The organism is Stappia sp. BW2, assembly GCF_008107695.1.
Taxonomy (GTDB): Bacteria; Pseudomonadota; Alphaproteobacteria; order Rhizobiales; family Stappiaceae; genus Roseibium.
The window spans coordinates 128,364-154,350 of the sequence record NZ_VIRG01000056.1 but is presented as its reverse complement, the minus strand read 5'-3'; the positions used below and the strand labels follow the sequence as shown (position 1 = coordinate 154,350).

The window sequence follows — 25,987 nt, the reverse complement described above, 5'->3', positions numbered from 1 at the left end:
ATCATCCCTCATGAGCGAGAACAATCCGAAACCTGAACGGGAAGACGAATTGTCGGAACAGGACCGGCCGTTCTTCTCTGCCGTTTTAACGCCCTACCGGTCTTTGGGGCCAAACGGGTTCATGATCCTCATGTGCATTTTCGGCGCGGTCAGTTTTTTCGCCGGCATTTTGTTTCTACGTATCGGCGCCTGGCCTGTTTTCGGTTTCTTCGGCCTGGACGTCGCCCTGCTCTGGTTTGCCTTCCAGATGAACTACCACTCCGCACGAACGTTCGAGGAAGTGGTCGTCTCCCGGCATGAGATCGCGATTCGTAAGGTTGGTCCGGGCAAGAAATACCAGGAGTATCGGTTCAATCCATTCTGGGTTCGCCTCACCGTGGACCGGATCGAGGATGAAGGGGTCGTCAAGGTGACCCTTCAAAGCCGGGGCGAAAAGGTCGACCTCGGCAATTTCCTGAATCCCGATGACAGAACGAGTTTTGCCGGTGCAATGGCAAACGCCCTGTCTGTCGCCAAGGCAGGCGGTGTCTAGGCTCCTTCCTCAATTGGTTTGGGCTGAACTTTAAGCGTTGAAACCAGAACCACCAGGGCCGTGGTTGCCGAAAGCGCCGCTGTATAAAGCACGGTTTGAAAACTTGCCGCGCTGGCAATGAAGCCCATCGAAACGCTGCCGATCATGCCACCCAGGAACAGGCTGTTCATGTAAACCGCCGTTGCCCGGCCCGGCCGGTCCGGAGCAAAGCTCTGCACGAAGCTGATCGCGACACCGGCAAAAAGGCCGTAGTAGGTTCCTTCCAGAACGGCAATGGCCAGCACCTGCCACAGCGCGGTCACCTGCGCGAACAGCACCATGCTGACCGCCGCAAGACAGGCAGACAGCATCAGCACTTGGCGAATGCCGATCCGTTCGGCAAGGCGAACCGAGCCGAAGATGACAAAAACCTCCAGCAGGCATTTGACCGAGAGCGCCAGGCCCGGCGTTGCACCGGGCAAGTGCGTTTCCTGCACAAAGAACAAAGGCATTGCCGAAACGAACAGCGAATTGGTGATGACAAAGCCGAGACACGTCATCCCGGCGATCTGAAGCCCCCAGTTGATCGGAGCCTTGCCGGTTGATTTCGAACGCTCCCGCGACGACCTGAAATCGGCGGGAATGACGATGTACCAGAGCAGCAGGTAGACGATGCCGACTGTGAAAGCGCACAGGAAAGCAGTGGCAAAGCCGAAGGCTGCGACGATTGAAAAAGACACCGCCGGCCCGATCATCCAGGCCAGGGAAACCATCATGCGCAACCAGGAATTGACCCTGGCGACGTCCATGCCCTGCTGTTCGGCATAGAGACGGCCAAAGGTAAAGACGATTCCCGAGCCCATGTTGGAAAGGCTCATCAGGGGCGCGATCAGGATGATCAGCATCAGCAGACTGCTGACCTGGGTCAGCAGTGCGGCAAGCGTGATATAGGCAATCACCGAGACGATCAGAAGGCTTTTGACCGGAAAGCGGTTATCAAGCCGCTCGCCTGCCCATCGATTGACGGTAAGCGTCAGCGGCATCACCAGGCCGGAATAAAGCCCCACCTGCCAGGGGGCGGCGCCAAGCCCTTCGACAATGAAAAAACTCATCAGCGGCACCAGCGCCGAAACGCCGAGGCTGTTGGTGAATTGAAGCAGCAGAATCAGCAATGCCTGTCGAGGCAGTTGCAGGAGGGACAGCATGGCAATCGCCGTAGAAGTGAAACGGGCAGGGGCTACAACCTAACTGGGTCGCTTGGGTCAGTCACCGCTTTTTTTAAGGAGACTAGCATGTCGGACATATGACGGGGCCGTCAGGACAGTCCGGACAGGTGCTGCAAGAAAACGCTCACTCAGGTTTTTTTAGCGGAAGAGCCCCGTTTCAAAGCCCGGATCGGACGGCCGATCCGGCATCTAGTCGTCAGGGGTCAATCGCAAGGTTTTCAGCCGGTAGAGCGCTTCCAGCGCTTCGCGTGGGGTCATGTCATCCGGATTGATCGCCTCCAGCGCCACGGCGATGGGATCAGGTTCCGAAAAGCCTGCAGGCGCGCTGGGCGCCGGTGTTGTCAGGCTGGCAAAAAGCGGCAGCTCATCGATCAGGCTTTCGGCCGGTGAGCGCCGGTCCTGCTCTTCCAGTTGGCTGAGCACCTGTTTGGAGCGCTCGACAACCGATCCCGGAAGGCCGGCCAGCTTGGCCACCTGAATGCCGTAGGACCGGTCGGCGGCACCGGGAACGATTTCATGCAGGAAGATGACGTCGCCCTTCCATTCCTTCACAGAGACGGTGGCATTGGAAAGCCGGGCCAGCTTGCCCGAAAGGGCGGTCAGCTCGTGATAGTGGGTCGCGAACAGGGCGCGGGACCTGTTGACCTCGTGAAGGTGTTCAATGGTCGCCCAGGCAATCGACAGGCCGTCGAACGTCGCCGTTCCACGGCCGATCTCGTCGAGGATCACAAGAGAACGGTCGCCTGCCTGATTGAGGATCGCGGCGGTTTCGACCATTTCCACCATGAAGGTGGAACGGCCGCGTGCAAGATCGTCTGCCGCGCCAACGCGGGAGAACAATCTGTCGACCACGCCGATATGGGCTGCCGCCGCCGGAACATAGCCACCCATCTGGGCCAGCACGGCAATCAGTGCATTCTGGCGCAGGAAAGTCGATTTACCGGCCATGTTCGGACCGGTAATCAGCCAGATGTGGCCGATATCCTCGTCCGCCTCCGGGCCGAGATTGGCATCATTGGCAACAAAGCTGTCGCCGCCAGACTTCTTCAGCGCCTTTTCCACCACTGGATGACGCCCGCCCTTGATGTCGAAGGCGTGGCTGTCGTCGACCACCGGCCGGACATAGTTTTCTTCCTGGGCGAGTTTGGCGAGCGCTGCCGAAACATCCAGAATGCTCAGCCCGTGGGCGGCGGCCTTGATCGCTTCACCCGCGTCGATGATCGCCTTCGCCAGCCGCTCGAAGATTTCCAGCTCGATGGCAAGTGAGCGCTCGCCGGCACTGGCAATCTTGGACTCCAGATCCGCCAGCTCCGTCGTGGTAAAGCGCATGGCGCCGGCCATGGTCTGGCGGTGGATGAACCGGCCGGGATCGGCGGTCAGCTTCTCGGTCTGTGCGGACGGCGCCTCGATGAACCAGCCGAGCACGTTGTTATGCTTGATCTTCAGAGAGCGCAGGCCAAGTTCTTCGGAATAATCAGCCTGGAGCTTTGCGATCACCTTTCGGCTTTCGTCGCGCAGGGAACGCAATTCATCCAGATCGGCGTTGTAGCCTGTGGCGATAAAGCCGCCATCGCGTTTCAGAAGCGGCGGTTCGTCCTTCAGCGCGCGGGTCAATTCATTGCCGAGCTCATGCGGTGCCTGCTCCAGGCTGGCACGGGCAGCTGCAATTTCTGCCGGGATCGTTCCCGCTGTCGCGCTCGTCTGGTCCAGAACGGCTCGCGCCGCTTCAAGACCCTGGGCAACCGACAGGATATCGCGTGGCCCGCCCCGGTTGAGCGCGATCCGCGACAGGGCCCGGGCCATGTCCGGGGCACCTTTCAGCGTCTGGCGCAGGCCTTCGCGCATGATTTCGTTTTCAAGGAAGAACGCAACACCGTCGAGCCTGTGCTGGATGGCATCGACATTGACCAGCGGACCGGCCAGACGGCTGGCGAGCAGGCGCGAGCCGCCACCTGTCACCGTCCGGTCTATCGTTGCCAGCAGGGAGCCCTGCTTTTCGCCCGAAAGTGTGCGGGACAGCTCGAGATTGGCCCGGGTTGCCGGATCGATCAGCATGCGCCCGGCCCCGGCCTCGCGCACGGGCGGATCCAGCGGGGGGCGTTCGCCGAGCTGGGTCTTTTCCACATAGGCAAGAATGCCTGCAGCGGCTGAAAGCTCTGCCCGGCTGAAGGTGCCGAAGCCGTCGAGGGTCTTCACACCGAAGTAATGCGCAAGCCGGTCTGTGGCGGTGGAACTGTCGAAAAAGGCGCGCGGCACCGGCGACAGCGCGCCGCCTGCCTGTTCGGCTGTCAGGCGCAACTCGCTTTCCTGCAACAGATTGTCGGACAGGATCAGTTCGCGCGGGGAAACCTGGGCAAGGTCCGCCGCAAGGCGCTGGTGATCGGTTTCCGACACCTGAAAGGACCCGGTGGACATGTCGATCCAGGCAAGACCATAGACCGCACTGCCGTCCAGCGAGCCGCCCTTCAGCCTCGTCAGCGCCATCAGGTAGTTGTTGGAACCGGCATCCAGGAGGCGTTCTTCCGTCAGCGTTCCCGGGGTAACGAGACGCACGACATCGCGCCGGACAACGGATTTGGAGCCGCGTTTCTTGGCTTCGGCCGGATCTTCCGTCTGTTCGCACACGGAGACCCGGTGCCCCTTGGCGATCAGCTTGTTGAGATAGTCGTCGGCTGCATGCACCGGCACGCCGCACATGGGAATGTCGGCACCCTGATGCTTGCCGCGCTTGGTCAATGTGATGCCAAGCGCAGCGGAGGCAACTTCTGCATCCCCAAAAAACAACTCGTAGAAATCGCCCATCCGGTAGAACAGCAGGCTGTCGGGATTGGCGGCCTTGATCTCCAGGAATTGGGCCATCATTGGCGTGACCTTGCTGTCCGCCGGGGTGATTTCTTGCGCGCTCTGTCCACTCATACCTGATACCTAACAAACTGTGCGGACCATTCCACCAAGGGCCTATTCCATCTTTGCTTGAGGCTTCATTTTCCAGGGGATAAGGTCGTCCTCCCCCCGCCCCATCAAGAGAGTGCGCAAGAGGAAACGTTCAGACCATGTCCGCCGACAAGAAATCAACCAAGACCAATGTCAGCTTCACCGACCAGGAAGCGCTGCAATTCCACCAGGAAGGCCGCCCCGGGAAGCTGGAAATTGCGCCGACCAAGCCGATGGCGACCCAGCGCGACCTGTCGCTGGCCTATTCTCCCGGCGTGGCCGTGCCGGTGCGGGCGATCGCGGAGGACCCGAGCCGCGCCTACGACTACACCGTCAAGGGCAACATGGTTGCGGTAATTTCCAACGGCACGGCCATTCTGGGCCTCGGCAATCTGGGCGCACTCGCCTCCAAACCGGTGATGGAAGGCAAGTCCGTCCTGTTCAAGCGCTTCGCCGATGTCGATTCCATCGATCTGGAAATCGACACCGAAGAGGTCGAAGAATTCATCAATGCCGTTCGCTATCTCGGCCCCTCCTTCGGCGGGATCAATCTGGAGGACATCAAGGCACCCGATTGTTTCATCATCGAGCAGCGCCTGCGTGAACTGATGAACATTCCTGTCTTTCACGACGATCAGCACGGCACGGCCATCATCGCGGCAGCAGGCTTGATCAACGCACTTCACCTGACCGGGCGCGACATGAAGACCACCAAGGTCGTCTGCAATGGCGCGGGGGCGGCGGGAATTGCCTGTATCGAACTCGTGAAAGCCATGGGCATTCCGCACGAAAACGTCACCCTGTGTGACACCAAGGGCGCCATCTACAAGGGCCGCGAAGAGGGCATGAACCAGTGGAAGTCCGCCCACGCGGTCGAGACCAAGGCACGCACTCTCTATGATGCCCTCAAGGGTGCCGATGTCTTCTTCGGCGTGTCGGCAAAAGGCGCGTTGACGCCCGACATGCTGCGGGTGATGGCTCCGAACCCGATCATTTTCGCCATGGCCAACCCGGATCCGGAAATCACCCCGGAAGAGGCCGCAGAAGTGCGTGACGACGCGATTGTCGCGACCGGGCGTTCGGACTATCCGAACCAGGTCAACAATGTGCTCGGCTTTCCCTATATTTTCCGCGGTGCGCTCGACGTTCAGGCGACCACCATCAACGATGCCATGAAGGTTGCCTGCGCGAACGCACTGGCGGAACTGGCACGGGAGGAAGTTCCGGACGAAGTCGCCGCCGCCTATCGGGGCAATCGGCCGAAGTTTGGTCCCGAGTACATCATTCCGGTACCGTTCGATCCGCGCCTGATCCACACCATCCCGCCCGCGGTTGCTCAGGCCGCGATGGATTCCGGTGTTGCGCGCAAGCCGATTGTCGACATGGAAGCCTACAAGCACCAGCTCTCGGCCCGTCGCGATCCCATTGCCGGCACCTTGCAGCGCATCTTCTCGAAGGTTCGTCAGCAGCCCAAACGGGTTGTCTTTGCCGAAGGTGAGGAAGAACCGGTGATTCGCGCTGCGGCAAGTTTCGTTTCGCAGGGCCTTGGTGAAGCCATCCTCATCGGCCGCGAGGACGAGATCAAATCCATGGCCGAGCGGGCCGGTATCGATATCGAACGGTCGGGCATCTCCATCCAGAACGCGCGACTGTCCAATCGCAACGGCGATTACGCCCAGTATCTCTATGGCCGATTGCAGCGCCGGGGTTACCTGCTGCGCGACTGCCAGCGTATGGTCAACAACGACCGCAACTACTGGGGCGCGATCATGGTCGCACGCGGCGATGCCGACGCCATGGTCACCGGTCTGACCCGGAACTATTCCGTGGCCCTCGATACGGTGAAGGCAACCATTGATCCGAAACCGGGTCACAGGGTCATCGGCGTTTCGCTGGCGCTGGTCCGGGGCCGCACTGTCCTGATCGCCGATACCGCTGTGATCGACATGCCGACATCGGAAGAACTGGCCGACATCGCAGAGGAAGCAGCACATGTCGCGCGCAAGTTCGGCTACGAGCCGCGCGTTGCCATGCTTGCCTATTCCACGTTCGGCCACCCCAAGGGCGAACGCTCCGAAAAGGTCATCGAAGCGGTCAAGATCCTCGAACGCCGCCGGGTCGATTTTGAATTTGATGGCGAAATGGCCGCCGACATCGCGCTCAACATGGACCGCATGGCCGCCTACCCGTTCTGCCGCCTGTCCGGCCCGGCCAATGTCCTGGTCATGCCCGCCTTCCACTCCGCATCCATCTCCACCAAGATGCTGCAGGAACTGGGCGGCGCCACGGTCATCGGTCCGCTTCTCGTCGGTTTCGACAAGTCGATCCAGATCATGTCTCTGGGCGCCAAGGACAGCGACATCGTCAACATGGCCGCCATCGCGGCGTTCAATGTGACGTGAGGTAGTTGGCCAAACAGGCCAACCTGTGGCTCCCCGATCCCGGATCTCCGCTCCGCTGCGTCCGGGATGACGACGATAGGTCTGGTTAGACCCTTCCGTCGTCATCCTGGGCAAGCGAAGCGCGACCCGGGATCGGGGAGTCTCAATCTCTCTGAAACTGGAGTACCAACCGCTTGACCGCTTGGGTCTATATCCTTGCCTCCCGCCCGTTGGAAACCATCTACACAGGCGTGACCACGGATCTGCCCCGCCGGATATACGAGCACCGCGAGGGTCTGGTTGAAGGCTTCTCCAACCGGTATGGGACCAAGACCCTGGTCTGGTATGAACAGCATGAAGACATCGGGACCGCGATTGTCCGCGAGAAACAGATCAAGCGTTGGCGAAGGCAATGGAAGTTCGAGCTGATCGAGAAGATGAACCCGGACTGGCAGGACCTTTATCTGGTTCTCAATCAATAAACCTCATCCGGAACCTACCGTTGTCGTCCTGGTCGCGCTTCGCCCTGATGGAAACCTGATGCGACTTCTCGCATCGAAACACGCAATCTCTTTTGACAAACCCTGCCCCAACGGCGATACCTCGGAACCATGTCGGATATTAAAGTAAAAATCTGCGGTCTTTCGACCGAGGACACCATGGCGGCGGCGCTGGATGCCGGGGCGGATATGGTCGGGTTGATGTTCTTCCCGAAGAGCCCGCGCCATGTGTCGCTGAGCCAGGCCTGCCGTCTGGCCGATATGGCGCGTGGCCGGGCGGAGATCGTGGCGGTGACCGTCAATATGGATCTCGACGGCCTGTCGCGCATCAACGAGCTGGTGAAACCCGACACGTTCCAGTTTCACGGCGAGGAAAAGCCGGAAGCCCTGGCTGCGGCCAAGGTGATGCAGGGCACCAAGGTCATGAAGGCGCTTTCGATATCCGACCGTTCGGATCTGGAACAGGCGCATTACTACGCGGTTGTCGCGGATCGCCTGTTGTTCGATGCCAAGCCGCCGGCGGGCTCCGACCTGCCGGGGGGCAACGGCGTGTCCTATGACTGGACGATCTTGAAAGACCTTGACCTGAAGAAGCCCTTCATGCTTTCCGGAGGACTTGACCCGGACAACGTCGCTGAAGCGATCCGTTCGAGCGGCGTCAGCGAGGTGGATGTTTCCTCCGGCGTTGAGCGGGAAAAGGGCGTCAAGGACAGTGATCTCATTCGCGCATTCTTGGCAGCGGCCAAGAGCGTCAAGGTTCCGGGCTGAGCCCCGGGTGAAGGAGTAAACGCGTGAACGACATGGCTAACAGCATCCGGACCGGTCCGGACGATCGCGGACATTTCGGTATTTTTGGCGGCCGCTATGTGGCTGAAACGCTGATGCCGCTGATCCTGGACCTGGAACAGCACTACAAGGACGCCAAGAACGATCCGGCTTTCAAGGCCGAGATCGAGACGCTGAACAAGCACTACACCGGCCGTCCGTCGCCGCTCTATTTCGCCGAGCGTCTGACGAAGGAACTCGGCGGTGCAAAGGTCTATTTCAAGCGCGACGAGCTGAACCACACCGGATCGCACAAGATCAACAACTGCGTCGGTCAGATTCTGCTGGCCAAGCGCATGGGCAAAACCCGCATCATCGCCGAGACCGGTGCCGGCCAGCATGGTGTTGCAACCGCAACCGTGTGCGCCCGCTTCGGCCTGCCCTGCGTTGTCTACATGGGCAAGACCGATGTGGAACGGCAAAAGCCGAATGTCTTCCGCATGAAGCTTCTGGGCGCCGAAATCGTTCCGGTCACCGCAGGCGCCGGTACGCTCAAAGACGCCATGAACGAGGCGCTGCGCGACTGGGTGACCAATGTCGAGGATACCTATTACCTGATCGGCACCGCCGCAGGCCCTCACCCCTACCCGGAAATGGTGCGCGACTTCCAGTCGGTGATCGGCAAGGAACTGCGCGAACAGATGATGGAAGCCGAAGGCCGCCTGCCGGATGCGCTGGTGGCGGCTGTCGGTGGCGGTTCCAACGCTATCGGCCTGTTCCATCCGTTCCTCGACGATAAGGACGTCAAGATCTACGGTGTCGAAGCCGGTGGCCGTGGTCTTCAGGGGGAAGAACACTGCGCATCGCTGACCGCAGGCAAGCCGGGCGTGCTTCATGGCAACCGCACTTACCTGCTGCAGGACGAGGACGGCCAGATCCTGGAAGGGCATTCCATTTCCGCGGGTCTCGATTATCCGGGCATCGGGCCGGAGCATTCCTGGCTGAAGGAAATAGGCCGCGTCGACTATGTTCCGGTGATGGATGACGAAGCTCTGGAAGCTTTCCAGATGCTGACGCGTGTTGAAGGCATCATTCCGGCTCTGGAACCGGCCCATGCGCTGGCCCATGTCGTGAAGCTGGCCCCCCAGATGGACAAGGACCAGATCATCGTCATGAACCTGTGCGGCCGGGGCGACAAGGACGTGTTCGCTGTTGGTCAAATGCTGGGCTTCGATCTGTAACGACCCGCCTCAAACTGATATTCGAAAAACCGCGTGCCGTAGGGTGCGCGGTTTTTTTTGTGGCTCTTTCCGGCGGGGGACGAGGTTCACCATCGACTGCTTAAGGCCGGTTAACCAGCCTTGCCGGTTTCGAAATGCTGCAATGCAATATTATGCGTTGTGACTCCAAGGGGAAAGACTAGCTTGTTGTCCAGTGAAACAGGGCTGGCGCAGTTGCCGGCCGTTTTAAGGAAACCTGACATGGCCTTCGATCTTCTGACCGGCTTCGTCCGCGACCTTCGTGCCTCCCGCAAAGTTGCCGGCGAAATCACACGCTTGAACCACATGAGCGACGTCCAGCTTGCCGACCTCGGCATTCACCGCAGTGAAATCACCAGCCGCGCTTTCGCCCGTCACTTCAAACAGCGCTAAGGCTTCTTTCGCTCAGGCGCTGCGCCTGAAGGCTGCGTGCGGCTGCACGGGTATGGGTTTTGCCGTCAGCATGGCCTCCAGCAGTTGCTGACGGCCACGAGCATCCAGAGCGGTTGCCTGTTGTGCCAGTACCGGGTCTGTTTGACCGGATGATGTTTCGGCAAGGCGCCTGCGCTGGGTAAAACCCAGGTGAATATCCTTCATCCGGCGCCAGAGCTTTTCGGCGAATGGTTCGGGAGCGGGTTCAAAGAGAGAATGGGCCATTTTCGGCTCCTTTTTTGTTTGGTGGCTCAGTGGTTGTTTCTAGGATAAGCGCACGTAGTGCATATTTCTAGGCGCAATTTGTGCACGTTTGGCGTATCAGCCATGCGTTCTGCGCGGGTCTGACCTGCGCTCCAGCCGCTTGCTGCACTGCAAAAAAATCATAATCTGCGGCCCGATCGTGATTCCCAATCGCGGCATCAATCTTTTTTGGTTTTTTGAGATGAGCACCTTGCAGGCCCTTCATATCAGCGCGCCGTCGGCCGCACCCCTCGCCACCGTGTTTCGCGGTGCAGGCAACCCGTCTACGCGCGCAGGCCGTGCCAAGCCCATGGGCAGTGAGCATGTCTACCGGGCGGATGCCTCGCTGCGTGCTATCGGCCTGATCGACTATCCGAGCCGGTAACCGGGCCAAGTCTGGAAGATGTCCGGAAGCCGTCCGGACACCCCGATTCTGCATCAGACAGATTGACATTGCACGCACTGCCCCCGTACATCGCTGAAACGGAAACGCCCCGGAGGGTCCCGGGTGGCGCGAACAAGGGTAGCAGTGAATGACGGATACGCGTATCGACCGCCGTTTCAAAGCTTGTGCGGATGCCGGCCGGCCCGCCTTGGTCACCTTTATCACCGCAGGCGATCCGGATCTGCAGACCTCGCAAGCGCTCCTGAACGCCCTTCCGGCGGCAGGTGCAGACGTCATCGAACTCGGCATGCCCTTTTCCGACCCGATGGCCGAAGGTATTCCGATCCAGCTTGGCAACCAGCGCGCCCTGGCCGCAGGCCACACCATGGACAAGACCCTGGACATGGTGCGCGAATTCCGCAAGCAGGATCAGGACACGCCGATCATCCTGATGGGCTATTTCAATCCGATCTACGTGCGGGACCCGAAAGTCTTCGTTCAGGTTGCCAAGGACGCGGGTGTAGACGGTTTCATCATTGTCGACATTCCGGCTGAAGCAGATGACGAACTCTGCATTCCGGCCCTGGAAGCCGGTCTCAATTTCATCCGTCTGGCAACACCGACCACCGACGACAAACGCCTGCCCGCCGTTCTGGCCAATACCTCCGGTTTCGTTTATTACGTGTCCGTGACCGGCATCACCGGTGCGAACATCGCCGATACCGGCCGGGTGTCGACAGCGGTGAAGCAGATCAAGGGTCACACGGATCTGCCCGTTGCCGTCGGTTTCGGCGTCAAGACGGCAGACCAGGCAGCGGAAATCGGCAAGGATGCCGACGGCGTCGTGGTAGGCTCGGTTCTGGTCAGCGCCATTCGCGACAGCCTCGACGAGGCTGGCAAGGCGACAGACAAGACCGTTCAGGCCGTGGTGGACCTGGTGTCCGACCTTGCTTCCGGATGCGCCCGGTCAAGAACAGCCTGACAGACCAGCTCTTTGGCTGGTTTTAATTGAAGGATTTCGGACGGACCCCATATCTCCGTTCAATGGTAACTCGAGTAGCGGGACGCGTTTGACGTGAACTGGATCAATTCTATCGTACGCCCCAAGATCCGTGATCTTTGGAAGAAGCGCGAAGTTCCGGAAAACCTTTGGATCAAGTGTCCGGAAACCGGTGAGATGGTTTTTCACCGGGATCTGGAAGCCAATCTCTGGGTAATCCCGAATTCCGGTCACCATATGCGCATTCCAGCGCGCAAACGCGTTGAAGCTCTGTTCGATGACGGCAAGTACACCGGGGTGAAAACCCCTGAAGTGCAGGCCGACCCGCACAAGTTCCGCGACAGCAAGCGCTACAGCGACCGGCTGAAGGAAGCCCGCACCAAGTCCGGCGAAGATGAAGCAGTGATCGTGGCCCAGGGCCACGTCAACGGCATGCCGCTGACTGTCGCCGTGCAGAATTTCGATTTTATCGCCGGCTCGCTTGGCATGGCCGCGGGCGAAGCAATCCTTGCCGGTATGCTGAAAGCCGTCGAAGACAAGACGCCCTTCGTCATGTTTGCCGCTTCCGGCGGCGCGCGCATGCAGGAAGGTATTCTGTCGCTGATGCAGATGCCGCGCACCACGGTTGGCGTGCAGATGCTGCGCGAAGCGGGCCTGCCCTACATCGTTGTCCTGACCAACCCGACCACGGGCGGTGTTTCGGCGTCCTACGCCATGCTGGGCGATGTGCACATCGCCGAACCCGGCGCGCAGATTGGCTTTGCCGGCCGGCGGGTGATCGAACAGACCGTGCGTGAAAAGCTGCCGGAAGATTTCCAGACCGCCGAATACCTTCTCGACCACGGCATGATCGACATGGTGGTGCCGCGCCAGAAGATGAAGGAAACGCTGACCCGCATCTGCGGCATTCTGATGAAGCGTGAAGTCGAGCTGCCAAAGCTTGAGGCGCCCAAGGAGCCGGCCCCGGAAGTCGAAGCGGAACCGGCTGAAAAGGCTGCAGAGCCTGCCAAGGAAGCAGAAGCTGCCAGCTAGGCGGCTTCGTCACGAATACGTCGCGAAAGCGGCCTGACACCGACATTTCCAGGCTGCCCGCTTGTCTCGCGGACGGCCTTCCCGTAAGGCGTTAGTCGAACGCAACCGGGAAAAAGGGACCCTGCGGAGGGCGCCTTGGATCAAATCACGAAAATTCTGGACCGTTTGCTGGCGCTGCATCCGAAGGAGATTGATCTCTCTCTTGGACGCATGTACCGGCTGCTTGAAGCGCTGGGCCACCCCGAACGGCGGCTGCCGCCGGTGATTCATATCGCCGGCACCAACGGCAAGGGCTCCGTGACCGCTACCATGCGGGCCATTCTGGAAGCTTCCGGCAAACGTTGCCATGTTTACACCTCGCCTCATCTGGTCGCCTTCAACGAGCGCATACGCCTCGGCACGGATGGCAACTTCGTGTCCGATCCGGTCCTCTACGAGGCGCTGCACCGCTGCGAGGAAGCCAATGGCGGTGAGGAAATCACGTTCTTCGAGATCACCACGGCGGCTGCGTTCCTGCTGTTTGCGGAACATCCGGCCGATGTGCTGTTGCTGGAGGTCGGCCTTGGCGGGCGTCTCGACGCGACCAATGTTATCGATCGGCCGCTTGCCACGGTGATTACCCCGGTTTCCATGGATCATGAGAAGTTTCTGGGTGACGATCTTTCCGTGATCGCTGCCGAAAAGGCCGGCATCATCAAGCCGGGCGTGCCGGTCATTTGCGCCGCTCAGGAAGATGGCGCCATGGCCACCATTACGCGGAAGGCGGCGCGCAACAAGGCACCGCTCGAAGTGTTCGGGCAGCATTTTGCCGCGCAGGAAGACCAGGGCCGCATGGCGTTCCAGGATGAGGATGAACTGATAGACCTGCCCGTGCCTGTGCTCGGCGGCCGTCATCAGTTTGCCAATGCGGCCATTGCCATCGCAGCCCTGAAGGCAGCCGGAATGTTGCCGGATGGCGATACCATTGCCCGCGGCCTGAAGACGGTCAACTGGCCCGGCAGGTTGCAGCCCGTCACCAGCGGGCCGATACACGACCTTTGTCCGGAAGGGGCCGAGGTGTGGGTCGATGGCGGCCATAATCCCGGTGCGGGCGTTTCCATTGCCCAGTTCATGGGCGAACAGGAAGAGCGTGCACCCCGCCCGCTCTATCTCGTGTCCGGCATGCTGACGACCAAGGACCCGGTCGGCTTCTTCCGCCCGTTCTACGGTCTGGTGCGCCATGTCGGCACGGTTCCGATCACCACGACGACCACCGCCAGGACACCGGAAGACCTCGCCGATCTTGCCCGCTGTGCGGGACTTGAGGCTACGCCGTTTCAATCACTGGACGCAGCGCTGGCAGATGTGGCAGCTTGTGCGGCAAAAGATGGCGAGCCGCCCCGCATTCTGATTTGCGGGTCGCTTTATCTGGCTGGTGAAGTTCTGGCGCGCAGCGGTCTGGCGCCGGTCTGAGGCGTCACCGGCCTCTGCCCGAGGAGGCCATGAATGTTCGGTTTTGTAACCCGTCGTCCGCAGCTTGCAGGCGCCTTTCTGGGCGCTCTGTTGCTCAGCGTGCCCGCAAGCGCGCTCACCGAACAATATGAAACGCCGCCGGAGCAGGATCCGGCCACCATTTTGAAGGGCAAGGAGCTTGGCCCCGGCTACGCGGTGCTCGCACCGGTGCGCGGCGACGGGTTCCTTCGGATCTACCAGGTTCAGACCGATCTCGGGGTCGAACAGATCGAAGGCGACGGCATGCTCAAGCTGCGTCTTCATGAAATCCGGGTCCTCATTGCCCTCGACAGCCTGAAAAACGACGCGGGCTTCGTCGATGGCCTCAAGCAGGCGGCCATGAAGCCGGTTGAATTCGTCGAAAGCACCGTGACGGATCCGGTGGGAACCGCAAAGAACACCGTTTCCGGTGTCGGGCGCATGTTCGGCCGTCTGACCAAGGGGGTCGAGGCCGCTGTCAGCGGGAAGGGCGGCTCCCCGGCGGAGCTCGCCAAGTCGATCACCGGTCAGGCCAAGGCCCGCAGGCAACTTGCGGTCGACGTGGGTGTCGATCCCTATACCTTCTATCGGCCGCTTTCGGAAAAACTCGATGAAACCGCCAGCGTGACCACCGCTGGCAACTGGACGGTGAGCGCAATCACCAGCCTCCTGCCGGGCGGGATCATCGTCAACGCCGCGCGTCAGGCAGACAATTTCCGCAATCTCATTGTCGACAGCTCCCCGTCCGAGCTGCAGGAACGCACCTCCACCGTCCTGCGCGCCGTCGGCCTGCCCGAAGCGACCAACGCCAAGCTGATGAACAACCCCTTCTATACGGCTTCGGAAAAGGCGGCGATTGCCTATCAGCTTCAGGCAATGCCCGGCGTGAAGGACACTTACCTGCTTGCGGAAAAAGCCGCCGAGGCCGACAGCCGCGATCTGGCCTACTTCCAGCTGCGCCGCGTGGTCCTGATGGAAACCTACAACAGAACGGTTTCACCTCTCGGAGACATCAAGCTGGTATCCGACATCCCCGTCGCTATACGCCGCGACGGCATTGCTGCCATCGTCATGCCTTTCGATCAGGTCGCCTGGACCCAGACCGTGGCGCGATCCTTTTCAGCCATGCACGAGGGCCTCGGCACCTTGCCCTTCCCGCCAACAGGCGTCGATTTCCTGATCACTGGTGACATCACCCCCATGGCCGCCGAACGCATCGCCGCCTTCGGCTGGGACATCACCGGCAATTATCCGATGCCGAAGGGGCCGGTGTTTTAGGACAAGGCAGATTTGGCACCGACACACATCGATGCAAGCACAAGAGAGCTTGCCAGGAAGCTTCGCCTGAACCAAACCCAAGGCGAAAAAGCTTTATGGCGTGCTTTGCGAGAGCTGAAGGCTGACGACATCCACATCCGGCGCCAGGCCCCTATCGGGCCATATGTAGCCGACTTTGTCGTTTTCTCCCGCAAGCTCGTCATCGAGATCGACGGCGATATTCACGCCTTGCCTGACCAGCAGCAGCATGATGAACGACGCACTGCATGGCTGCGCTCGGAAGGGTTTCAGATCCTTCGGTATTCCTCCTTGGAGGTTCACGAGAACCTGGAAGGTGTGGTGCTCGACATTCGGAGATGGCTGGGTCTGGACTGAGTAGGCCGATGTTACGGCTGCGCCGTTTACCCCCATCCCTAACCCTTCCCCTCAAGGGGGAAGGGAATCAGGCCTCATCTACCGGAAATTCGATCATTCACGGCCGGGTCTGTTCGATGCTTTTGTGTTCTCGGCGGTATCCCCCTCCCCTTGTGGGGAGGGGTTAGGGGTGGGGGTCCTACCCTGTTCAAACCGGACACCATCTGCCCACTGGTTCCCCGCCTCAAACACACTCCAGAACCGGTCCCGACAAGCCGCTTTCCCAGCCAAGGATGGCGCGTTTGCGGGTGAGGCCCCAGTGGTAGCCGCCGAGTTTGCCGCCCTTGGCGAGCACCCGGTGGCAGGGCACCACGAAAGAGAGTGGATTGCGGCCGACGGCGGTGCCAACGGCGCGGGAGGCTTTCGGATTGCCGAGGCAGGCGGCGACATCGGAATAGGTGGTTGCCTTGCCCATCGGGATCTTCAACAGGGTTTGCCAGACCCTTATTTCAAAATCGGTACCAATCATAACAATGTTGAGCGGCTGGTCCTCTTGCCACTTTTTCGGGTCGAAGACGCGTCTTGCATAGTCGGCTGTGGCGTCCTGGTCCCGGACGAAGGCGGCGGCGGGCCAGCGCTTGCACATGTCTTCCAGAGCGGAGCTTTCCTCACCCGGATCGGCAAAGCCAAGACCGGCCAACCCCTTGCTGGTGGCCATCACCAGAACCTGGCCGAAGGGCGAGGGATGAAAGCCATATACGATGGAAAGGCCCGCCCCGCGATTGCGGTAGTCGCCGGGCGTCATGGCTTCGTGCGTGACAAACAGATCATGCAGCCGGCCGGAGCCTGACAGGCCGACCTCGTAAGTGGCGTCCAGAACACTGGCGGAGTCGCGCAGCAGCGCCTTGGCATGATCCAGCGTGATGGCCTGCAGGAACTGCTTCGGCGTCAGCCCGGCCCAGCGCGAAAACACCCGTTGAAGCTGGATCGGCTGAAGGCCGGCCTCTTTCGCCAGCTGTTCGAGCGTCGGCTGCTCGCGCCAGTCTTCGGTGATCCGCTTCAAGGTGCGGCGAACGACGTCATAGTTCCGGGCAGCTTCTTCGCCGATGGAGATCGGCGTCGGTTCGGATGTCAGGCTGGTCAGGTCGAGCGCTTTGGTCATGGCGGTTTCTTCGGTCTGATCTTGAAGTCTGATCCGATCTTAGTCGGTGACCGGCACCGGATCGACCCGATTTGCGATCTGCGGCAACATCTCTCGTCATCCGGAGACGGCGCGGCCCAAACCGGCTCGGCTGCGGAAACGTTCAGATGCCGGGACCTGCCGTCTAGCCCAAAACGTCCTTGAACTCGCTGGCGGAGACCGCCGGACCCTTGCGGGTTGTCAGAAGCAGGCTTGTCTCGGTGCCGGTAATGCCTTCGATCAGGCGAATGCGGTTGAGCGCATCGTCAAAGGCCACAAGATCACGGGTGGCCACGTCCAGCACCAGGTCCCACTTGCCGTTTGTCGAATGGATCGCACGAACCTCGGTCATGGCACTGAGCGAGCGGATCACCGGTTCGGTGTTATGGCCGTCCACCACCACCAGCGTCACCGCGCGGATGGGCAGGTCGCGCCAGTCGTCGCGCAGGACTGCGGTAAAACCGAGAATTTCTCCAGTTTCGACCAGCTTTTCCATACGCGAGCGCACGGTCGCCCGCGCGACTTTCAAATCACCTGCCAATTCGGACACTGATCTTCGCCCATCGTGGCGCAGAAGTGTGATCAACCGAAGATCCAGATCGTCCATCATTCCATTCCGATAAATTGAGATTTCCAAAATGATAAATTTGGCTGCTCTTTTGATCAAGTGTCCGGATTTACTCCGCCGCGGCGTTTCAACACACTTCTGACAGTCGAAATTTGGGGCAAGCGGAACGTGAACACCGTTGAAAAACAGATAGTCCTGGTCGGAGCGCCGGTGGACGAAGGGGCCGGTCAGCGGGGCTGTCTCATGGGGCCGGATGCCTACCGAACCGCAGGCTTGCAGGATACATTGCGCGAGCTTGGCCATTCGGTGTCTGATCACGGCAACCTGGCGCCGGCGGATGTCGGCGCTCTCACGCCTCCCAACACTGTTTTGCGCAACTACCTTGCCTATGTCGGCTGGACCCGTGCCCTGCACCAAAAGGCGGCGGATCTTGGCGAAGGCTCGGTCGTGCCGATTTATCTCGGCGGCGATCATGCCATGGCGGCCGGCACGGTCTCGGGCCAGGCGAAGGCGGCTGCCGCGCTCGGCCGGCCCCTTTTTGTGCTCTGGCTCGATGCCCATTCGGATTTCCACACGCTGGAAAGCACCGCCAGCGGCAATCTGCACGGCACCCCGCTTGCGTTTCTGTGCGGCCTTCCCGGGTTTGACGATCTGCTCGGCGCGCCGCTTGAACACGCGTTGAAACCGCAAAACGTCGAAATTCTGGGTGTCCGCTCCATTGACGATGCGGAGCGAAGCCTTCTTGTCAGCCACGGTGTCGGTGTCAGCGACATGCGCCGGATTGACGAGGAAGGCATCGGCACCCTGTTGAAACCCTTTTTGGACCGCGTGAGAGCGGAAAACGGCCTGCTGCATGTCAGTCTGGACGTCGATTTCCTGGACCCGTCGATTGCCCCGGCCGTCGGGACCACGGTTCCGGGCGGCGCGACCTTCCGCGAGGCCCATCTGGTGATGGAGATGCTGCATGACAGCGGCCTGGTCACCTCGCTCGACCTGGTCGAGCTCAATCCCTTCCTGGACGAACGTGGAAAAACCGCGCGTCTGATGGTCGAGCTGACCGGCAGCCTGTTCGGCCGCCGGGTCTTCGACCGGCCGACAAGAAGCTTCTAGAGGACCAAACAATGTCAAACAGCCCAATCGATCTCCTGCCGTCCGACCTGGCCTATGTGCCGTTCGTCAGCGTCGACAACATGATGCGCAATGTTCGCGCCATTGGCGTTGAAACCTTCCTGCGCGGCATTGCCCGCTATATCGAGCAGGATTTCCTGCGCTGGGAAAGCTTCGACAAGAAGCCGCGCATACCGGCGCATGCACCCCAGGGCGTGATCGAGCTGATGCCGACCAGCGACGGCAAGACCTTCGGCTTCAAATATGTCAACGGCCACCCGGGCAACACCCGGGATGGTCTGCAGACCGTCACGGGTTTCGGTGTTCTGTCGAACCTGATGACCGGATATCCAATGCTGTTCACTGAGATGACCATTCTGACCGCGCTGCGCACGGCAGCCAATTCGGCACTTGCCGCCAAATACCTGGCGCCCAAAGGCTCCACCACAATGGCGATCATCGGTAATGGCGCACAGTCGGATTTCCAGTGCCTTGCCTTCAAGGAAATGCTCGGCCTCACCGAGATCCGCGCCTACGACATTGATAGTGCAGCCAGCTTGCGGCTTGCCCGCAACCTTGCCAGTTCGGGTCTCAACGTGACCATTTGCAAGACGCCGGAGGATGCGATCGAGGGCGCGCAGATCATCACCACGGTCACGGCGGACAAGAAATCTGCGACGATCCTGACCGACAACATGATCGGCACCGGCGTACATATCAACGCGGTCGGCGGCGACTGCCCGGGCAAGACCGAACTGCACCGAGACATTCTTCTGCGGTCGGATATTTTTGTCGAATTCCCGGATCAGACCCACATCGAAGGCGAATTCCAGCAGCTGGACCGCGATCATCCGGTCACCGAACTCTGGCAGGTCTATGCCGGCAAGGCGGAAGGTCGCACATCGCAGGACCAGATAACGCTCTTCGACAGCGTCGGCTTTGCCGTCGAGGACTTTGCCGCCCTGCGCTATGTCCACGATCTGTTGCCGAAAACAGGCTACTTCGAGAAGCTCGACCTGCTGGCGGATCCGGACGACCCGCGCGATCTTTACGGCATGGTCCTTCGGTCTGCTGCCAATGGAGACCATCAAGCAGCGTGAGACGAACTCACGTGATTCAAGAAAACTGGACCACCGCTTCGGCGGTGGTTTTTTTGCCTGGCGATGCGATTGCCACCCACTCCTACCTCTGTCCGGGGTGACTTCGGGAGGTGATCTGGCAAGCGCAGCTGATGAGGATGTCGCTCATAGCCGAATGCGAAGGGTCAGGGCCCTCCAGGAAAGAGGCTCAATAATCACGGATTCATCGGGGACGTATTTTAAGGTTTTCCGTGTTGAGTGAGCGCCAACTTACCTTTTCGAGGGCTTTCTCATGATATTCAGAATTTTGACCGGTCTTGGTCTCGGCCTGTTTGCCGCTTCCGCAGTTCAGGCCGAGCAGCAGTATTTTTCCTACAAGGACTGGAACGCCCAGATCGAGGTGGTCGATACCGGTGAGGATCTTCGGATCACCTGCTCCATGTGGACCGGTGGCGACGGCCTGCCCACGGTCGGGTTTTCCATTTCCAACGGCGATGCATTGCCGCCGGATATGTTTCCGGGGGTTCAGCTGACCGAGCGCGCCATCCGGGGGCATGCCACGGTTCTTCAGAACGATCAGAAGGTCAACTTCGTCTTTGATGACGGCGACAGCGCGCAGGCAACGGTCGACGCGGGATACGACGAAGACGGTTTCGCCTTCGCCCATACCAATTTCCCGCTCGAGGACAATCAGCGTGTGCTTCAAGCCATGCAGCGGAACGGCCAGATCGATGTCGTCGGGCCAAAAGGGACGGTCTACACCGCGTCCCTGAGCGGATTTACCGCGTCATATCGAAAAATTGCCGAAGGATGCGGTTTTCCGGTGACTGGTGTCATCGATTAGCGGCGGCAGGGTCAACCCCGCTTCTATCTCGGCAACCACTGCATCGGCCGCAGCTCCCGGATCTTCGGCGCGGCTGATCGGGCGGCCGACCACCAGGTAGTCGCTGCCGGCATGAATGGCATCGGCGGGGGTCATGACCCGGCGCTGGTCACCGGCGTCGCTGCCGGAAGGACGGATGCCGGGGGTGACGATTACAAGCTCGTCTCCAAGAATAGTGCGCAGCTTCAAGGCTTCGGTGGCGGCGCAGACAATGCCGCCCATGCCCGCGTCACGGGCGTCGCGCGCGCGCGTTTCCACCAAATCGGCAATCGGGCCGCGATATCCTGCGTCCATCAGATCCTGCTCGTCCATGGAGGTCAGAACCGTCACACCGAGCAGGCACAGGTCGGGATTGCCCTCTTCCCGCAGGCCCTTCACGGCGGCGCGCATGGTTTTCGGATACCCATGCAGGGTCATGAACGTCATGCCCATCTTGGCGACGTTGCGCACGGCTTTCTCGATTGTGTTGTCGATGTCGTGCAGTTTGACGTCGAGAAAGATCTTCTTGCCGTCGCGCGCCAGGTCCCGGGCGAATTCCAGCCCGCCGGCGAATTGCAGCTCCATGCCGATCTTGTAGACACCGACCTTGCCTTCGGTCTGCTTCACCAGTTTTTCGGCATCGGCAACCGTTGGCACGTCCACGGGCAGCATCAGACGGTCCAGAGCGGTTTTCGGGGCGAACGGGCTGGTCGGCATGGGCAGATCCTCGATTTTGGGGCAGGTGTCAGTGCATAGCACCATGGATCGCCCAGCGCCAGAACTACACCTTGCCTGTGCGCTCGAATTCCGCGAAGGCGTCCTTGTAGTCGTCATGCCAGCGCGACAGCGCCGGCCGGTTCTCGATGATATCGCCGATGGCCCATTCTGCCCGGCGCTTGTCCCTGGTGGTGTCGACATCATTGTCCGGGCACAGAATGTAGAAATCGCCAGCCGACATCCGCTCGATGAAATAATCGACGGTCTGTTCGCTGGTCCAGGCCGCAGCCGGTTTTTCCGGAAAATAACCAGCGGTCATGCCGGTATAGGTGAAGCCCGGTACGAAAAGATGCACGGAAATGGGCGCATTGGTCTGGCGCAGCTCGTGGGCCAGTTGTTCGCTGAGCACCTTTACCGCCGCCTTGGTGGTGTTGTAGCCGGGGTTGCCCGGCGGTGTCGTGATGCCCTGTTTCGAGCCGGTATTGACGATGACCGCCGGTCGGGCAGCCTCGATCAGGCGCGGTGTGAAGGCATGGACACCGCGCAGGACGCCGTAGAAGTTGATGTCCATCAGCCGGACCCAGTTGTCGAAGTCCTGCCAGGCGGATGTCGGCAGGCTGATGCCGGCGTTGTTCATCAAAACCGAGACGGGTCCCGTTTCAAAAGCCTTGTCGGCCAGGGCCTGGACCTGCTCCATGTCGCCGACGTCAGTCGGAACCGCGAGAATATCAACACCGACCGTACTGGCGGCGCGAACCTTTTCGGTTGCCTCTTCCAGCTCAGCACCGGGAAGATCGGCAAGGATCACGCCCAATCCCGCCTGGGCGAAGCGCGTGGCCGCGGCAAGCCCGACACCGCTGGCTGCGCCGGTCACGACGGCAATCCCGCCTTCTGAAATGGCTTTATTGTACATAATGGATTTCCCCCAAAGTGAATTTCAGGAACCTGCAGATAGGCTGACGCCGATTTGCTTGTCCGCACGATAGACCGGCCGCAGAACCCTTTCACTATGAAACCGCTATTTTCTTAGGCGGTTCAGGCTGCTACAACACCGCGGTTCTTCTTTCCCACTGCACGGGGCATCAGCACATGCGCACTGCGAGTGTATCGCGCGACACCAAGGAAACCCGCATCTCGGTCGAGATCAACCTGGACGGTACGGGCACTTACGACGTCAAGACCGGTATCGGGTTCTTCGACCATATGCTGGAGCAACTGTCGCGACATTCGCTGATCGATATCAAGGCGCGCGCCGATGGCGACACCCATATCGACTTTCACCATACGGTCGAGGACACCGGCATCGCGCTGGGCCAGGCGATTTCCAAGGCTCTGGGCGACATGGCGGGCATCACCCGCTATGCCGACACCCACCTTGCCATGGACGAGGCGCTGACCCGCTGCGCGCTGGATGTCTCCGGCCGTCCGTTCCTTGTTTGGGACGTCACCTTCGACCGGGACAAGATCGGTGATTTCGACACGGAGCTGTTCGAGGAGTTTTTCCGGGCCTTCGCGATGAATTCCGGGATCACTCTTCATATCGCCAATCTTTATGGCTCCAATTGCCATCACATTGCCGAAACCTGCTTCAAAGCGGTTGCGCGTTCGTTGCGCAAGGCGATGGAGATTGACCCGCGGCAGGCAGACCGCATTCCGACCACCAAGGGCCAGCTCGGCGGCTAGGGCAGGAAACGGCGCATGAGCACATATGTTGTGATGGCTCCGCCAGAGTTTGAGGATTTGGCTGGCGATCCACGCCAGACCGACCGGCTTGCCTTCATTCCGGACGGCTTTTCGACGCTTGCGTTCCTGTTTGCCGTCATCTGGCTGCTGGTCAACCGGATGTGGCTGGTGCTGCTCGGCTATCTTGCCGCGACGCTGGCAATCGAAATCCTGGCGTTGTCCGTCAGTCAGGAAGCCACGACGGTTGTCGCTCTTTTCACCTCTATCCTGTTCGGTCTGGAAGCCCAGGCGCTGCGCCGCTGGTCGCTGGCGCGCAAGGGCTGGCGTGTTGTCGGCATCGTCGACGCGCTCAACAAGTCCGAAGCCGAACTTCGTTTTCTCCATAAGGCGGCGGACAAGGTTTTGCCGCCCAGACCCCAAATCGACCGGCAACAGCGCCCCGCCTCCCACCCGATCATCCCAAGGGTCGGCAGCGAGCAGGTGGTGGGCCTGACCCTCGGTCCGGAGACCCGTCAATGACAATTGCGATTATCGATTATGGCTCGGGCAATCTGCGCTCGGCCGAAAAGGCGTTCGAGCGCGCGGCCCGCGCCCACGCCCACACGCCTGATGTGATCGTCACGTCCGACCCGGAAAGGGTTCTGAAGGCTGACCGTGTGGTGCTGCCGGGCGTCGGCGCCTTTGCCGACTGCAAGCGCGGCCTGTGGGCCGTCGAAGGCATGCCCGAAGCGCTGGAGCAGGCCGTGCGCAAGGACGGCAAGCCGTTCTTCGGAATCTGCGTTGGCATGCAACTTATGGCGAGCCGCGGATTGGAATTCGAAACCATTGAAGGCCTTGGCTGGGTCGATGGCGACGTCACCGCCATGGAACCGGCCGACAAGACGCTGAAGATCCCGCACATGGGCTGGAACACCATCAATCTTCGCCCGGAAAGCCACCCGGTGTTCAAGGGCCTGGAAACCGGGCCGGATGGCCTGCATGCCTATTTCGTGCACTCTTTCCACTTTGCCTGCGCCCGGACGGAAGACCGTCTGGCGACGTTCGACTATGCCGGCACCTTCACCGCCATGGTGGCGAAGGACAACATGATCGGTACCCAGTTCCACCCGGAAAAAAGCCAGCGGCTCGGTCTTGAGCTGATTGCCAATTTCCTGGACTGGACCCCTTGAAACCAGAAGCGCCTGGGAGGCCAAAATGAGCAAAGGTTACTGGATCGCCCGTGTCGACGTGCACGACGCCGACGGATATCCGGCATATGTGGAAACGGCAAAGCCCGCTTTCGAGCGGTTCGGCGCCAACTTCCTGGCCCGCGGCGGCAAGACCAACGCCATTGAAGGGCCCGGCCGGGCCCGCAACGTCATCATCGAATTTCCGAGCTTCCAGCACGCGGTGGATTGCTATAATTCGCCCGAATATCAGGAAGCGGTGAAAATCCGCCAGAAAGTAGCCGATGGCGAAATCGTCATCGTTGAAGGAAATTAAAGCGACATGATCCTCTTTCCCGCCATCGATCTGAAGGATGGCCAGTGCGTTCGCCTGAAATTGGGCGACATGGACCAGGCAACCGTGTTCAACGATAACCCGGGTGCGCAAGCCCGGGCGTTCGAGGACCAGGGCTTCGAATGGCTCCATGTGGTCGACCTCAACGGCGCTTTCGCCGGCGAGAGCGTCAACGGCGCGGCTGTCGATGCCATTCTGGGGGCAACGAAGAACCCGGTGCAGCTGGGTGGCGGGATCAGGACGCTGGATCATATCGAAACCTGGCTGGACAAGGGCATCAGCCGCGTCATTCTGGGCACGATTGCGGTGCGCGATCCCGAGCTGGTGAAAGAAGCCTGCCGCAAGTTCCCGGGCAAGATTGCCGTCGGTATCGACGCCAAGGGCGGCTATGTCGCTGTCGAGGGCTGGGCGGAAACGTCCGAACTGACTGCCGTCGACCTGGCCAGACAGTTCGAGGACGCAGGCGTTGCGGCGATCATCTACACCGATATCGACCGGGACGGCGTCCTGAAGGGCCTCAACATTCCCTCGACCCTGGAACTTGCCCGGGCGGTCTCCATTCCGGTCATCGCTTCCGGCGGCCTTGCGTCGATTGACGACATCCACCGCCTGCTGGAGCCCGACTGCGCTATCCTGGAAGGCGCGATCTCCGGACGGGCGCTTTATGATGGCCGTCTCGATCCGAAAGAAGCCATGGATCTGATCCAGGCCGCGCGGAGCAAAGCATCATGACCTTGAAAGCCCGTGTCATTCCCTGTCTCGACGTCAAGGACGGCCGTGTCGTCAAGGGCGTCAACTTCGTTGATCTGGTCGATGCCGGTGACCCGGTGGAAGCTGCCAAGGCCTATGACGCGGCCGGTGCGGACGAACTGTGCTTTCTGGACATCACGGCCAGTCACGAGGGCCGGGACACGATCTACGACGTTGTCCGGCGCACGGCGGAGGCCTGTTTCATGCCAGTGACCGTCGGTGGCGGCGTGCGCACGGTGGAAGACATCCGCAAGCTGCTGATCGCCGGGGCCGACAAGGTGTCGATCAACACGGCAGCTGTCACCAATCCGGATTTCGTGCGCGAAGCGGCAGAGAAATTCGGAGCGCAGTGCATCGTCGTCTCCATCGACGCCAAGCAGGTCAACGCGCCGGGCGAACCGGAAAAATTCGAGATCTTCACCCATGGCGGCCGCAACGCCACTGGCATCGATGCGGTCGAATTCGCCAGAAAGGTGGTTGATTTAGGAGCTGGTGAGCTACTGGTCACCTCGATGGACCGGGATGGTACAAAATCCGGCTACAACATCGCCCTCACCCGGGCGATTGCCGATGCAGTGCCGGTGCCCGTGATTGCTTCGGGTGGTGTCGGCAATCTGGATCACATGGTTGAAGGCATCCGCGATGGTCACGCAACTGCCGTCCTCGCTGCCTCGATCTTCCACTTTGGCGAACACACCATTCAGGAAGCCAAGCACTTCATGAACGACGCTGGCGTACCGATGCGCCTCGACGCCTGAAACGGCCTCAAGG

28 protein-coding genes are annotated in these 25,987 nt (G+C 60.5%); 21 read left to right on the top strand and 7 right to left on the bottom strand.

The window, feature by feature from the left end:
- The first annotated feature begins 10 nt into the window (after positions 1–10).
- Positions 11–532 carry a DUF2244 domain-containing protein gene (locus FMN63_RS07425; RefSeq protein WP_148583318.1) on the top strand — a complete coding sequence of 174 codons (522 nt, stop codon included), beginning with the start codon at positions 11–13 and terminating at the stop codon, positions 530–532.
- Here FMN63_RS07425 and FMN63_RS07420 read toward each other — a convergent pair.
- Positions 529–1,716 carry an MFS transporter gene (locus FMN63_RS07420; RefSeq protein ID WP_148583317.1) on the bottom strand — a complete coding sequence of 396 codons (1,188 nt, stop codon included), beginning with the start codon at positions 1,714–1,716 and terminating at the stop codon, positions 529–531. The two genes, FMN63_RS07425 and FMN63_RS07420, sit on opposite strands and share 4 nt — an antisense overlap.
- 210 nt (positions 1,717–1,926) lie before the next feature.
- A complete protein-coding gene (gene mutS, locus FMN63_RS07415; protein ID WP_148583316.1) occupies positions 1,927–4,653 on the bottom strand; it encodes a DNA mismatch repair protein MutS in 2,727 nt (908 codons plus the stop codon).
- Between the two features lie 137 nt (positions 4,654–4,790).
- On the opposite strand from mutS, the gene FMN63_RS07410 reads away from it, so the two are divergent.
- From FMN63_RS07410 to FMN63_RS07390, 5 genes are all read left to right on the top strand, one after another.
- Positions 4,791–7,073: an NADP-dependent malic enzyme gene (locus tag FMN63_RS07410; protein WP_148583315.1), complete on the top strand. Its 2,283-nt coding sequence runs from the start codon at positions 4,791–4,793 to the stop codon at positions 7,071–7,073.
- A gap of 173 nt (positions 7,074–7,246) precedes the next feature.
- Positions 7,247–7,534 carry a GIY-YIG nuclease family protein gene (locus FMN63_RS07405; protein WP_148583314.1) on the top strand — a complete coding sequence of 96 codons (288 nt, stop codon included), beginning with the start codon at positions 7,247–7,249 and terminating at the stop codon, positions 7,532–7,534.
- A 129-nt stretch (positions 7,535–7,663) separates the two neighbouring features.
- Positions 7,664–8,320 (top strand): phosphoribosylanthranilate isomerase, encoded by a 657-nt coding sequence (locus FMN63_RS07400; protein ID WP_148583313.1) that lies wholly within the window; start codon positions 7,664–7,666, stop codon positions 8,318–8,320.
- A 32-nt stretch (positions 8,321–8,352) separates the two neighbouring features.
- A complete protein-coding gene (trpB, locus tag FMN63_RS07395; RefSeq protein WP_148583456.1) occupies positions 8,353–9,558 on the top strand; it encodes a tryptophan synthase subunit beta in 1,206 nt (401 codons plus the stop codon).
- A gap of 240 nt (positions 9,559–9,798) precedes the next feature.
- Entirely contained in the window at positions 9,799–9,969 is a 171-nt protein-coding gene (locus FMN63_RS07390) for a YjiS-like domain-containing protein (protein ID WP_148583312.1), read from the top strand.
- 12 nt (positions 9,970–9,981) lie between these two features.
- Here the strand turns inward: FMN63_RS07390 and FMN63_RS07385 are convergent, their stop codons facing one another.
- Positions 9,982–10,233 (bottom strand): hypothetical protein, encoded by a 252-nt coding sequence (locus tag FMN63_RS07385; RefSeq protein ID WP_148583311.1) that lies wholly within the window; start codon positions 10,231–10,233, stop codon positions 9,982–9,984.
- Between the two features lie 220 nt (positions 10,234–10,453).
- Between FMN63_RS07385 and FMN63_RS07380 the strand changes: the two genes are divergently transcribed.
- From FMN63_RS07380 to FMN63_RS07355, 6 genes are all read left to right on the top strand, one after another.
- Positions 10,454–10,636 (top strand): hypothetical protein, encoded by a 183-nt coding sequence (locus FMN63_RS07380; protein WP_148583310.1) that lies wholly within the window; start codon positions 10,454–10,456, stop codon positions 10,634–10,636.
- A 148-nt stretch (positions 10,637–10,784) separates the two neighbouring features.
- The gene (gene trpA, locus FMN63_RS07375; RefSeq protein WP_148583309.1) at positions 10,785–11,618 is read left to right on the top strand and encodes a tryptophan synthase subunit alpha; all 834 of its coding nucleotides are present in this window, start codon (positions 10,785–10,787) and stop codon (positions 11,616–11,618) included.
- 93 nt (positions 11,619–11,711) lie between these two features.
- Positions 11,712–12,668, top strand: coding sequence for an acetyl-CoA carboxylase, carboxyltransferase subunit beta (gene accD, locus FMN63_RS07370; RefSeq protein ID WP_148583308.1), 957 nt, complete (start codon positions 11,712–11,714; stop codon positions 12,666–12,668).
- A 135-nt stretch (positions 12,669–12,803) separates the two neighbouring features.
- Positions 12,804–14,120 carry a bifunctional folylpolyglutamate synthase/dihydrofolate synthase gene (locus FMN63_RS07365; RefSeq protein ID WP_148583307.1) on the top strand — a complete coding sequence of 439 codons (1,317 nt, stop codon included), beginning with the start codon at positions 12,804–12,806 and terminating at the stop codon, positions 14,118–14,120.
- Between the two features lie 33 nt (positions 14,121–14,153).
- Complete coding sequence (locus FMN63_RS07360; RefSeq protein WP_148583306.1) at positions 14,154–15,416, top strand: hypothetical protein; 1,263 nt, start codon at positions 14,154–14,156, stop codon at positions 15,414–15,416.
- A gap of 12 nt (positions 15,417–15,428) precedes the next feature.
- Positions 15,429–15,791 carry an endonuclease domain-containing protein gene (locus tag FMN63_RS07355; RefSeq protein ID WP_148583305.1) on the top strand — a complete coding sequence of 121 codons (363 nt, stop codon included), beginning with the start codon at positions 15,429–15,431 and terminating at the stop codon, positions 15,789–15,791.
- Between the two features lie 223 nt (positions 15,792–16,014).
- On the opposite strand, the gene FMN63_RS07350 is transcribed toward FMN63_RS07355, so the two are convergent.
- On the bottom strand, positions 16,015–16,932 hold the full coding sequence (locus FMN63_RS07350; protein WP_148583304.1) for a methylated-DNA--[protein]-cysteine S-methyltransferase: 918 nt from the start codon (positions 16,930–16,932) through the stop codon (positions 16,015–16,017).
- A gap of 163 nt (positions 16,933–17,095) precedes the next feature.
- The gene (locus FMN63_RS07345) at positions 17,096–17,557 is read right to left on the bottom strand and encodes an Lrp/AsnC family transcriptional regulator (RefSeq protein WP_148583303.1); all 462 of its coding nucleotides are present in this window, start codon (positions 17,555–17,557) and stop codon (positions 17,096–17,098) included.
- A 129-nt stretch (positions 17,558–17,686) separates the two neighbouring features.
- Between FMN63_RS07345 and rocF the strand changes: the two genes are divergently transcribed.
- From rocF to FMN63_RS07330, 3 genes are all read left to right on the top strand, one after another.
- Entirely contained in the window at positions 17,687–18,628 is a 942-nt protein-coding gene (gene rocF, locus FMN63_RS07340; protein ID WP_148583302.1) for an arginase, read from the top strand.
- Positions 18,629–18,639: 11 nt separating this feature from the next.
- Positions 18,640–19,725: an ornithine cyclodeaminase gene (gene ocd / locus FMN63_RS07335; protein ID WP_148583301.1), complete on the top strand. Its 1,086-nt coding sequence runs from the start codon at positions 18,640–18,642 to the stop codon at positions 19,723–19,725.
- Between the two features lie 271 nt (positions 19,726–19,996).
- Entirely contained in the window at positions 19,997–20,548 is a 552-nt protein-coding gene (locus FMN63_RS07330; RefSeq protein ID WP_148583300.1) for a hypothetical protein, read from the top strand.
- Here the strand turns inward: FMN63_RS07330 and pyrF are convergent.
- Together pyrF and FMN63_RS07320 are read right to left on the bottom strand one after the other, a co-directional pair.
- Positions 20,492–21,283, bottom strand: coding sequence for an orotidine-5'-phosphate decarboxylase (gene pyrF / locus FMN63_RS07325; RefSeq protein ID WP_148583299.1), 792 nt, complete (start codon positions 21,281–21,283; stop codon positions 20,492–20,494). The genes FMN63_RS07330 and pyrF overlap by 57 nt on opposite strands.
- 64 nt (positions 21,284–21,347) lie before the next feature.
- Positions 21,348–22,196, bottom strand: coding sequence for an SDR family NAD(P)-dependent oxidoreductase (locus FMN63_RS07320; protein WP_148583298.1), 849 nt, complete (start codon positions 22,194–22,196; stop codon positions 21,348–21,350).
- A 176-nt stretch (positions 22,197–22,372) separates the two neighbouring features.
- Between FMN63_RS07320 and hisB the strand changes: the two genes are divergently transcribed.
- From hisB to hisF, 6 genes are read left to right on the top strand one after another with little or no spacing between them, the layout of a single operon-like run.
- A complete protein-coding gene (gene hisB / locus FMN63_RS07315) occupies positions 22,373–22,966 on the top strand; it encodes an imidazoleglycerol-phosphate dehydratase HisB (protein ID WP_148583297.1) in 594 nt (197 codons plus the stop codon).
- Positions 22,967–22,981: 15 nt separating this feature from the next.
- Complete coding sequence (locus FMN63_RS07310; protein WP_148583296.1) at positions 22,982–23,485, top strand: DUF2628 domain-containing protein; 504 nt, start codon at positions 22,982–22,984, stop codon at positions 23,483–23,485.
- The gene (gene hisH, locus FMN63_RS07305; protein WP_148583295.1) at positions 23,482–24,135 is read left to right on the top strand and encodes an imidazole glycerol phosphate synthase subunit HisH; all 654 of its coding nucleotides are present in this window, start codon (positions 23,482–23,484) and stop codon (positions 24,133–24,135) included. Before FMN63_RS07310 ends, hisH begins: the two co-directional genes overlap by 4 nt.
- A gap of 25 nt (positions 24,136–24,160) precedes the next feature.
- On the top strand, positions 24,161–24,448 hold the full coding sequence (locus FMN63_RS07300; RefSeq protein ID WP_148583294.1) for a DUF1330 domain-containing protein: 288 nt from the start codon (positions 24,161–24,163) through the stop codon (positions 24,446–24,448).
- A gap of 6 nt (positions 24,449–24,454) precedes the next feature.
- The gene (gene hisA / locus FMN63_RS07295) at positions 24,455–25,198 is read left to right on the top strand and encodes a 1-(5-phosphoribosyl)-5-[(5-phosphoribosylamino)methylideneamino]imidazole-4-carboxamide isomerase (protein WP_077291351.1); all 744 of its coding nucleotides are present in this window, start codon (positions 24,455–24,457) and stop codon (positions 25,196–25,198) included.
- Positions 25,195–25,974, top strand: a complete 780-nt coding sequence (hisF, locus tag FMN63_RS07290; protein ID WP_148583293.1) for an imidazole glycerol phosphate synthase subunit HisF — start codon at positions 25,195–25,197, stop codon at positions 25,972–25,974. Before hisA ends, hisF begins: the two co-directional genes overlap by 4 nt.
- Positions 25,975–25,987: the final 13 nt, after the last annotated feature.

Excerpts from the sequence above, each read along its gene's own strand:
- FMN63_RS07425 (WP_148583318.1), top strand. The coding sequence starts at position 11 with ATGAGCGAGAACAATCCGAAACCTGAACGGGAAGACGAATTGTCGGAA.
- FMN63_RS07420 (WP_148583317.1), bottom strand. The coding sequence starts at position 1,716 with ATGCTGTCCCTCCTGCAACTGCCTCGACAGGCATTGCTGATTCTGCTG.
- mutS (WP_148583316.1), bottom strand. The coding sequence starts at position 4,653 with ATGAGTGGACAGAGCGCGCAAGAAATCACCCCGGCGGACAGCAAGGTC.
- FMN63_RS07410 (WP_148583315.1), top strand. The coding sequence starts at position 4,791 with ATGTCCGCCGACAAGAAATCAACCAAGACCAATGTCAGCTTCACCGAC.
- FMN63_RS07400 (WP_148583313.1), top strand. The coding sequence starts at position 7,664 with ATGTCGGATATTAAAGTAAAAATCTGCGGTCTTTCGACCGAGGACACC.
- trpB (WP_148583456.1), top strand. The coding sequence starts at position 8,353 with ATGGCTAACAGCATCCGGACCGGTCCGGACGATCGCGGACATTTCGGT.
- FMN63_RS07390 (WP_148583312.1), top strand. The coding sequence starts at position 9,799 with ATGGCCTTCGATCTTCTGACCGGCTTCGTCCGCGACCTTCGTGCCTCC.
- FMN63_RS07385 (WP_148583311.1), bottom strand. The coding sequence starts at position 10,233 with ATGGCCCATTCTCTCTTTGAACCCGCTCCCGAACCATTCGCCGAAAAG.
- FMN63_RS07380 (WP_148583310.1), top strand. The coding sequence starts at position 10,454 with ATGAGCACCTTGCAGGCCCTTCATATCAGCGCGCCGTCGGCCGCACCC.
- trpA (WP_148583309.1), top strand. The coding sequence starts at position 10,785 with ATGACGGATACGCGTATCGACCGCCGTTTCAAAGCTTGTGCGGATGCC.
- FMN63_RS07360 (WP_148583306.1), top strand. The coding sequence starts at position 14,154 with ATGTTCGGTTTTGTAACCCGTCGTCCGCAGCTTGCAGGCGCCTTTCTG.
- FMN63_RS07350 (WP_148583304.1), bottom strand. The coding sequence starts at position 16,932 with ATGACCAAAGCGCTCGACCTGACCAGCCTGACATCCGAACCGACGCCG.
- FMN63_RS07345 (WP_148583303.1), bottom strand. The coding sequence starts at position 17,557 with ATGGACGATCTGGATCTTCGGTTGATCACACTTCTGCGCCACGATGGG.
- ocd (WP_148583301.1), top strand. The coding sequence starts at position 18,640 with ATGTCAAACAGCCCAATCGATCTCCTGCCGTCCGACCTGGCCTATGTG.
- FMN63_RS07330 (WP_148583300.1), top strand. The coding sequence starts at position 19,997 with ATGATATTCAGAATTTTGACCGGTCTTGGTCTCGGCCTGTTTGCCGCT.
- pyrF (WP_148583299.1), bottom strand. The coding sequence starts at position 21,283 with ATGCCGACCAGCCCGTTCGCCCCGAAAACCGCTCTGGACCGTCTGATG.
- FMN63_RS07320 (WP_148583298.1), bottom strand. The coding sequence starts at position 22,196 with ATGTACAATAAAGCCATTTCAGAAGGCGGGATTGCCGTCGTGACCGGC.
- hisB (WP_148583297.1), top strand. The coding sequence starts at position 22,373 with ATGCGCACTGCGAGTGTATCGCGCGACACCAAGGAAACCCGCATCTCG.
- FMN63_RS07310 (WP_148583296.1), top strand. The coding sequence starts at position 22,982 with ATGAGCACATATGTTGTGATGGCTCCGCCAGAGTTTGAGGATTTGGCT.
- hisH (WP_148583295.1), top strand. The coding sequence starts at position 23,482 with ATGACAATTGCGATTATCGATTATGGCTCGGGCAATCTGCGCTCGGCC.
- FMN63_RS07300 (WP_148583294.1), top strand. The coding sequence starts at position 24,161 with ATGAGCAAAGGTTACTGGATCGCCCGTGTCGACGTGCACGACGCCGAC.
- hisA (WP_077291351.1), top strand. The coding sequence starts at position 24,455 with ATGATCCTCTTTCCCGCCATCGATCTGAAGGATGGCCAGTGCGTTCGC.
- hisF (WP_148583293.1), top strand. The coding sequence starts at position 25,195 with ATGACCTTGAAAGCCCGTGTCATTCCCTGTCTCGACGTCAAGGACGGC.